The sequence below is a fragment of the Fusobacterium sp. genome, assembly GCF_029258315.1.
GTDB lineage: Bacteria > Fusobacteriota > Fusobacteriia > Fusobacteriales > Fusobacteriaceae > Fusobacterium_B.
Map to the genome: position 1 here is coordinate 21,704 of NZ_JARHZE010000037.1, position 6,748 is coordinate 28,451.

At 27.0% G+C, this 6,748-nt stretch carries 4 protein-coding genes; 1 reads left to right on the forward strand and 3 read right to left on the reverse strand.

Annotated elements, in window-relative coordinates; genetic code table 11:
* Positions 1–178 precede the first annotated feature (178 nt).
* Positions 179–4,162 (forward strand): autotransporter family protein, encoded by a 3,984-nt coding sequence (locus tag Q1J48_RS02780; protein ID WP_300361041.1) that lies wholly within the window; start codon positions 179–181, stop codon positions 4,160–4,162.
* Positions 4,163–4,197: 35 nt separating this feature from the next.
* On the opposite strand, the gene Q1J48_RS02785 is transcribed toward Q1J48_RS02780, so the two are convergent.
* From Q1J48_RS02785 to Q1J48_RS02795, 3 genes are all read right to left on the reverse strand, one after another.
* A complete protein-coding gene (locus Q1J48_RS02785) occupies positions 4,198–4,701 on the reverse strand; it encodes a transcription repressor NadR (RefSeq protein ID WP_300361044.1) in 504 nt (167 codons plus the stop codon).
* A 15-nt stretch (positions 4,702–4,716) separates the two neighbouring features.
* The gene (nadC, locus tag Q1J48_RS02790) at positions 4,717–5,568 is read right to left on the reverse strand and encodes a carboxylating nicotinate-nucleotide diphosphorylase (protein WP_300344702.1); all 852 of its coding nucleotides are present in this window, start codon (positions 5,566–5,568) and stop codon (positions 4,717–4,719) included.
* On the reverse strand, positions 5,561–6,748 hold a 1,188-nt coding region (locus Q1J48_RS02795; RefSeq protein WP_300361047.1), incomplete at its 5' end, for an L-aspartate oxidase. The genes nadC and Q1J48_RS02795, both read right to left, overlap by 8 nt.

Sequence of the window (6,748 nt, forward strand, 5' to 3'; positions counted from 1 at the left end):
TCTCTTCTTATAAAAAATTATATTTAGATTATTTTTGATTATCTATAATAATTATACCAAATAAAGTATTTTTTATAAAGGACTATTTCAAGAATTTTATAATTATCAAAATATTAAATTGAAATTATTTTTTTTTGTGTTAAAATAGATTTAATCTAACACTTAAGGAGGAAAATTTATGATAACCGAAATCGAAAAAAGCTTAAAAAGATTTCTAAAAAGAAAAGCTACAATTAATCAAAGTTTTATCACTAAGTTTTTAATAACTGGTACCATTGCATTTTCTTTGACTGCTTGTGGTGGTGGCGGAGGAGGAGGTAGTTCATCAGGAAATAATAATACTCCTGTTCCACCTATTAATCCTGAAAATCCTATTGAAAAACCTACTAATAAACCTATCGAAGATGTTATTGGACAAGGAGATATTAAGAATCAAAATATTATAATTAATGGAAATATTAGTAATGATAATATTTCAAATAAACCTGCTATTTCTGCATTAAATTCCATTATTGACAATAAAGCTACAATTGAACTTAGCGGAGAAAAAACTACAGCTTTACAAGGAACAGCTAATACTTTATTAAAAGGAAAAAATATTGAATTTTCTGTTACAAATAACAAAGATATTACTTTAACTGGAAAAAATCAAACTGGTATTAAAGTTATCAGTATCAATGGAAAAATTACTGGGATTAATAATGGTAATATTACTGTTGTTAAAAATATAGAAAAAGATGATTGGGATGCTAATGATAAATTTAATGAAAAATATATAGAAAATTTTGCTTATGGTATGGTTGGTCTTGGAAAAGATTCAACTATTATAAACAAAGGAAATATTAGTATTAATGGCTCTGCTATTGGTATGTACACTAGAGAAGGAATAGCTGTTAATGATGGAAATATTAATATTAAAAATGATATTTATACTTCAGAACCAGACAAGGAAAACTACAAAGTTCCTATTGGTATGGTTGCTGGAGAAAAAGGAAGTATTGCGACAAATAATGGTACTATTTCTGGAGAAGGTCATGAACTTCAAGGTATGTTTGCATATAATGGTGGTACTGTTATTAATAGTAAAACTGGTAAAATAATTTTATCAAATGACTCAGCTTCTGGACTTAATGGTTTTTCTTCAACAGTAATCAATGATGGAGAAATTCGTTTAACAAATGGAGGAAATGGAATAGAAATTTTTGAAGGTAGTGCTACTAATAATGGCAAAATCTCTATTAATGGTGATCTTTATAATCGTGGTATTTTCTCTGAAAATGGTGATGCTACTAATAGTGGTAATATTTCTATTGAGAGTAACTTTTCTTCTGGATTATATGCTGGACTTGATGACAATATTAAATTAAAAGAAATTTCTCTTATAAATGAATCTACTGGAAATATAGTTCTTAAAGGAGAATCGAATATTGGAATCGAATCTCATGTTTCTAATTCTAATTTAATCAATAAAGGAAATATTCAATTAGACGGAAATAATTCTACTGGTTTATATTCTCATGGTGAAAATAATAATTTAAATAATTCTGGTACTATTAAAATTTCAGGATTAATAGCTACTGGTATGAAATCTTCTAGTGAGAATAACAGTATTTCCAATAATAAATTAATAAACAATGGTAGTATAGAAATTATTTCTAATAATATAGAAAATAACCCTAATGGAGTACAACATGCTACTGGGATTTATTTAGGTACTAATGATGGAACTGCTTCTGCTATTAATAATGGTAATATTGCTATGTCTGGAAATAAATCTGTAGGGATTTATGCTTACAATGGAACTATCGAAAATCATAAAAAAATATCTATTATTGGTAATGAAGGGATTGGTCTATATATTTCTAATAGCGGAAATGCTAATAATAATGGTGATATTTATATTAAAGGAAATAATGCAGTGGCTATACTCAGTGAATCGAATCCAGGCAATCCTAATGGAGAAAATAATAAAGAAAATGTATTAAATAAATTAAAAACAAGTGCTAATAATAATGGTAATATTACTTTAATTGGAAAAAATAATGTTGGTATGACTGCTGAAAATAGGGGAACTATTTATAATAATGGTAATATTACTTTAACTGGAGAAAATAATATTGGTATGACTGCTACAAATGGGGGAACTATTTATAATAATGGTGATATTGCTTTAATTGGAGAAAATAATGTTGGTATGACTGCTAATAAAGATAGTTCTATCCATAATAATGGTAAAATTAATATTACTTCTTCTAAAAAATCTGATTCTTTCTCTGTTGGATTAGGAGCTCTTTCTGACAATTCTAAAGCTACTAATGAAAAAGATGGTACTATCTTTATTAAAGGAAATAATAGTAATGGTATTTATGCTTCTAGAGGTTCAAATATAGTTCTTACTAATAATGGTAACATTGAAATGAATGGAGATAAAAATTATGGAATGTATATCGAAAATTTAAACTCTAATTCAAGTAACATTGCTATTAATAATGGAAATATCAATATGATCGGTTATAAAAATTATGGAATGTTTGTTGAAAATGGTGGAACTATTATCAATGAAAAAAATGGTACTATTTCTGTTGATGGTAAAGATTCATATGGTATGGTTGCTAGAGGTGGAAATTCTAATGCAATAAATAAAGGTACTATTAATATTGGAGCTTCTGCTTCTGGTGGAATGTTAGCTGATGCTGGTGTTATTTCCAATGAAGGTATTATCAATATTGATAAATCTCACAATTTAACAGATGAAGAAAAAAATAATTTTGCAATGCAAGCTATTAATGGTGGAACTATAAAAAACTTTGGTACTATTAATACTAATGGAAATATCACTATTTCTTCTGAAAGTAATTATATTATTGGAACTACTAAAGATGGTAATTATGGTAAAATTTCTGGAGAAAATATTAATTTAGATGGTAATATTACTTTAGACTCCACTATTGCAAGTAATGATTTTAAAGATACTTATATTTTAGAAAATATCATAGAATCAAAAAATATTAATTTAAGTGAAAATTCTAAAATAAATTCTAATTCTTTATTATATGATGCTCATACAGAAAAAAATAATTCTGGTAATTTAGATGCTAAACTTACAAAAAATGAAAATAGCATTTCTGATTTTACTTCTAAAAAATATGATCATCTAGCTTCTCTTTTTGATAAAAGTATAGATAATAAAGAATTCAGAGATACACTTTCTGATGAAGCTAAAAATGTTTTAAATGATGTTTTTGCTAGTACAAATACTAAAGAGAATATAGTAAAGAAATTTAAAGAAATTTCTGGTGAAGAATATTCTAATATTTCTAGACAAATTTTTGATATTAAAGACATCTTTAAATCTTATGATAATTCTATTATAGACACACTAAATAATTATTCATTTAATTTTAATTTTATTGGAAACTATAACGATATTGAATCAAAAAATAATATTCTAGGATACAATAGTAAAATGTCTGGAATAATTGGAACATCAAAACTTTCTGAATCTTTATATGGAGTTCTTGGTTATGGATATAGTAATCTTGATTTTGATAATAACTCTGAAGGTAGCATCCAATCTATCCATACTGGTATATATAAAGATCTAAAACTTAATTCTTTTGATTTAAGAATGGGAATTTTTGGAGAATATAATTTCCATAAAATAGAAAGAAATGTAGCAAATAATATAGCTAAAGGAGATTTTAATTCATATATCTTAGGTTTAACAACTGAAATATCTCAAAAATTTGGAGATTCATTATATTTAAAACCATCTTTAAATTTTGATCTTTCATATGGAAAATATGATTCTTTCTCAGAAAGTGGAGCTAAGGGATATAATCTTAATTTAGATAGTCAAGATTATACTTCTTTCATCCCTGCTCTTGAAATAAAAGCTGGTAAAATATTTAAATCCGCTGAAATATATTCCGCTATTAAATATGGTTATGAATTTGGACATATGAATAAAAATCAAAATATTACTTTTAAAGAATTTGGACATTATTATCTAGATAATGATAATATAGAAAATTCTCAAACTAATATTAATATTGGAGCTTCTTTCGAACTTAAAAATGTTTCTCTTAATGCTGAATTTGGTAAAGAGTTTGGACATAGAGATTCTGAATATATAAAAGCTGGTTTTTCTTATACATTTTAAATAATACAAAGAAGGGTTGAAATACAACCCTTCTTTTATTTTAAATATCCTTTTTCTCTTAACTCTTTTTCTATCAAACTTAAAGTTTCTTCACTGTCAGCCTCTATTGTATGAAAATGTTTTCCATAAGTAAGATTTTTTAATGGATTTGCCTCTCCCTTTTTCAATCTTTCAACAAATTCATCTATCTTTCTTCTCGAGTTGATATTTAATTCTACTTTTAGACTTCCATAAACTTGATGCTCTATAAAAACATCAACAACAGTTCCACCTAAATCAACAATAGTTTTTAACTCATCATCTATCTCTTCATCTGTATGATAAACTTCAAAAACTCTTTTTGTAGAAAAAGCATCTTGTAAAAGATAACCTCTTGTTGTAGAGTATATTCTATAATTTTCTGCTCTAAGAAGTGCTATATCTTGTACAATTACCTGACGACTGACATTATATTTTTTAGCTAACTCTGTTCCTGAAATAGGTATTTTTACACCTTTTATTGTTTTTAATATCTCTTCCCGTCTCTCTTTTCCTGTCATTTTTTTCTCCTCTTATTACAAGACACGAAGATTTTTTAAAGAAACATCTAAGATAGGAGCTGAATGAGTCAAAGCCCCACTAGATATATAGTCTACTCCTGTATCTATAACTTTTTTTATATTTTCCTTGGTAATATTTCCAGAACATTCAGTTTTTGCTCTTCCATCAATTATTTTCACAGCCTCTTTCATCATTTCTGGAGTCATATTATCAAGCATAATAATATCTGCTCCTGCTTCAACAGCCTCTCTTACCATATCTAAATTTTCTACTTCAACCTCTATTTTTCTTACAAATGGAGCATATTCTTTTGCCATTTCAATAGCTTTTTTTACACTTCCTGCTGCGTCAATATGATTGTCTTTTAATAAAATTCCATCAGAAAGATTGTAACGGTGATTTTGTCCACCACCTACTTTTACTGAATATTTTTCAAAGATACGCATATTTGGAGTAGTTTTTCTTGTGTCTAATAATTTTATTTTACTTCCTTCCAATAATTTTACCACATTTTTAGTGTATGTTGCAATCCCACTCATTCTTTGTAAATAATTAAGAGCTACTCTCTCACCAGATAAAAGTACTCTTATATCTCCTTCAACATCTGCAAGATGATCACCTTTTTTTACTTGATCCCCGTCTTTAAAATATTTTTTTACAACTGTTTTCTCATCCAATAATTCAAAAGTTCTTTGAAACACATCTAACCCTGCTATAATCCCATCTTGTTTACAAATTAATTTAACAGTTCCCCTTGTTTCTTTTCTTATAACAGAGTTTGTAGTTATATCTTCACTGGAAATATCTTCTCTTAAAGCCATTAAAATAAGATTATCCATATTTAATTTTGTGGTAATATTATTCATTTTCTTCCCCCTTACGAATTTTATCCTCTTCTATTTCTTTAAAAATTAGATTTTTATAATCTTGGAAAAGTTTAGTTAAGTTTTTGTATTTTTCTAAATCTATCTCTTCTACTGCCATCTCATTTTTTTCATTTTTAGAATTTATATGATCAGCTACTCTTTTTGCAAAAACTAAACTTTCTAATAAAGAGTTACTTGCTAAACGATTTGCTCCATGAACTCCATTACAACTTGTCTCACCAACTGCATATAAATTTTTCATAGATGTTTGGCTATTTGAATCAACATCTATTCCCCCCATAAAGTAATGTTGTGCTGGCACTACTGGGATACATTCTTTTGTTGGCTCGTATCCCTCTTCCCTACATTTTTTTATAATATTTGGAAATCTTTTTTCTATATCTATACCTTTTTTGATTATCTCTCTCATATCTAACCAAACAAAGTTAGTATTATCTTTTTTCATTTGAGCATTAATTTTTTCAGTCAATTTATCTCTTGGTATTAATTCATCTGTAAATCTCTCAAAATTTTTATCATATAAGAGAGCCCCTTCCCCTCTCACTGATTCAGAAACTAAAAATTTTCTTCCAGGTTTTTTACTATATAGAGAAGTTGGGTGTATTTGGATATAGCTAATATCTTTTAATTTTACCCCGTGATTTTTACAAATTGCCAATGAATCCCCTGTAAGATGAGGAAAATTTGTAGAATTTTCATATATTCCACCTATTCCACCAGTTGCCAATACAATATTTTCTGCAAAAACTGGAGTTATCTCTTCATCTTTTTTTATAACTACCCCGATACACTTATTTTCTTTAGTTATAATATCAACCATTGTTGTATATTCTAAAATTTCTATATTTTTTCTTTTTTTAACTTGAGCTAATAATTTTTGTGTTATCTCTTTTCCTGTAACATCTTCATGATATAAAATACGAGGTTTTGAATGTGCCCCCTCACGAGTATAAAGTAGTTCTCCATCTTTATTTTCAAAATCTACCCCAAATTTTATAAGTTCATCTATTGTTTTCCTAGAAGAATTTATCATTATTTCAACAGATTCTTTTTTATTTTTATAGTGTCCCGCCCTTAAAGTATCTTCAAAAAAACTATCGAAATCATTTTCATCTCTTAAAACACAAATTCCCCCTTGAGCTAAAAATGAATCACTTTC

What these genes read in the sequence shown, in the direction of transcription:
- nadC (WP_300344702.1), bottom strand. Translation starts at nt 5,568, where the DNA reads ATGAATAATATTACCACAAAATTAAATATGGATAATCTTATTTTAATG.
- Q1J48_RS02780 (WP_300361041.1), top strand. Translation starts at nt 179, where the DNA reads ATGATAACCGAAATCGAAAAAAGCTTAAAAAGATTTCTAAAAAGAAAA.
- Q1J48_RS02785 (WP_300361044.1), bottom strand. Translation starts at nt 4,701, where the DNA reads ATGACAGGAAAAGAGAGACGGGAAGAGATATTAAAAACAATAAAAGGT.